Below are 2,500 nucleotides of genomic sequence, written 5' to 3' on the forward strand. Positions count from 1 at the left end.
CAGGATTTGAACCTGTGACCTTCAGGTTATGAGCCTGACGAGCTACCGGACTGCTCCACCCCGCGTCACCATAGGGTTTGTTGGACAGGAACCGGAGACGGCGTCTCCGCCTTATTGGCGCTAAGGCCAAGGCCGGGGATATGGCCGCCGGCGCCTGAGGCCAACACACAAAGTGAATGGGTTTTATCCGTAAGCGCGAGCTTCAATGCCTGGCGACGCCCTACTCTTCCGGGGCTTGAGCCACAGTACCATCGGCGCAGTCAGGTTTCACGGCCGAGTTCGGGATGGGATCGGGTGGGTCACTGACGCTATGGTCACCAAGCAATGGAGCTGGCGCTGTTTGGATTTGGGTTTAATCGATGCCCGTGCATGTGGGTAATCTTGTATCTGGCTTATGTTTCTGACCACCATGGCAAGGACAGTGTATCAGGACTGTCGTTGATGGTGGGGCTCTACGGTTCGTGTGAACCGTTTCAAGCGCGAACAGAGCAATTAGGACCGGTTAGCTCCATGCGTTACCGCACTTCCACATCCGGCCTATCAACGTGATGGTCTATCACGGCTCGATGAAATCTTATCTTGAGGGAGGCTTCCCGCTTAGATGCTTTCAGCGGTTATCCCGTCCATGCATAGCTACCCTGCTGCGCCGTTGGCACGACGACAGGTACACCAGAGGCATGTTCAACCCGGTCCTCTCGTACTAGGGTCAACTCCTCTCAAATTTCGACGCCCACGGCAGATAGGGACCAAACTGTCTCGCGACGTTCTGAACCCAGCTCACGTACCACTTTAATTGGCGAACAGCCAAACCCTTGGGACCTGCTCCAGCCCCAGGATGTGATGAGCCGACATCGAGGTGCCAAACGATTCCGTCGATATGAGCTCTTGGGAATCATCAGCCTGTTATCCCCGGCGTACCTTTTATCCGTTGAGCGATGGCCCTTCCACGAGGGACCACCGGATCACTATGACCGACTTTCGTCTCTGCTCGACTTGTCAGTCTCGCAGTCAGGCGGGCTTATGCCATTGCACTCTAACAGACGGTTTCCAACCGTCCTGAGCCCACCATCGCGCGCCTCCGTTACTCTTTAGGAGGCGACCGCCCCAGTCAAACTACCCGCCACAGAGGGTCCCTGCACCGGATGACGGTGCGAGGTTAGACATCAGAAAACAACAGGGTGGTATTTCACCTATGGCTCCACGACAACTGGCGTCATCGCTTCAAAGCCTCCCACCTATGCTACACAGTTCTTTCCTAATGCCACTCTGAAGCTGCAGTAAAGGTGCACGGGGTCTTTCCGTCTAACCGCGGGTACTCCGCATCTTCACGGAGAATTCAATTTCGCTGAGCATATCCTGGAGACAGTGGGGAAGTCGTTACGCCATTCGTGCAGGTCGGAACTTACCCGACAAGGAATTTCGCTACCTTAGGACCGTTATAGTTACGGCCGCCGTTTACCTGGGCTTCAATTCAGAGCTTGCACTCCTCCTCTTAACCTTCAGGCACCGGGCAGGCGTCAGGCCCTATACGTCGTCTTGAAGCCGACTTAGCAGAGCCCTGTGTTTTTGCTAAACAGTCGCTACCCCCTGGCCTGTGCCCCCCATCAAAAGTTGCCTTAAGATGGGGCCTCCTTCTTCCGAAGGTACGGAGGCAATTTGCCGAGTTCCTTCAGGATACTTCTCTCAAACGCCTTGGTATACTCTACCATTCCACCTGTGTCGGTTTAGGGTACGGTCTATACGGTGGGGCTATTTCCTGGGACAATTTCCCTGCCAGGAGCAATCCAATAAGCCCTGACAAGTTACACCATCCGTCACACACCACCAGGCCCACGAATATTAACGTGGTTCCCATCGACTACCCCCTTCGGGCTCGTCTTAGGGGCCGGCTTACCCTGCTCAGATTAGCTTTAAGCAGGAACCCTTGGAATTTCGGCGAGAGGGCATCTCACCCTCTTAATCGCTACTCATGTCTGCATTCGCACTTCCGATACCTCCACGGTCGGTTACCCTCCCGCTTCAACGGCCTACGGAACGCTCCGCTACTGCTCAGTCCAAAGGACTGAACCCTAAGCTTCGGTGCACGTCTTGAGCCCCGTTACATCTTCGCCGCAGGATCTCTTGTTTAGACCAGTGAGCTGTTACGCTTTCTTTAAAGGATGGCTGCTTCTAAGCCAACCTCCTGGTTGTTTTGGAAATCCCACATGCTTTCCCACTTAGACGTGACTTGGGGACCTTAGCTGTAGGTTAGGGCTGTTTCCCTTTTGACGACGGACCTTAGCACCCGCCGTCTGTCTGCCGGACTAGACTCGTTGGTATTCGGAGTTTGGTTAGAATTGGTAGATCTCGCGACCCCCGCATCCATCCAGTGCTCTACCCCCAACGGCAATCATCCGACGCTCTACCTCAATAGATTTCGCGGAGAACCAGCTATTTCCCGGCTTGATTGGCCTTTCACCCCTAAACACAACTCATCCGATAATTTTTCAACATTAAACGG

The 2,500-nt window shown here is 54.4% G+C and carries 2 rRNA genes (1 of these 2 cut by a window edge); both read right to left on the reverse strand.

The window, feature by feature from the left end:
- Positions 1 to 207 precede the first annotated feature (207 nt).
- A 5S ribosomal RNA gene (rrf, locus tag RLDS_RS39320) occupies positions 208 to 322 on the reverse strand.
- Positions 323 to 472: 150 nt separating this feature from the next.
- Positions 473 to 2,500 (reverse strand): 23S ribosomal RNA (locus RLDS_RS39325); it runs 769 nt beyond the window's last position.

Origin of the sequence: Sphingobium lactosutens DS20, assembly GCF_000445105.1 — a bacterium.
Classification (GTDB): domain Bacteria; phylum Pseudomonadota; class Alphaproteobacteria; order Sphingomonadales; family Sphingomonadaceae; genus Sphingobium; species Sphingobium lactosutens.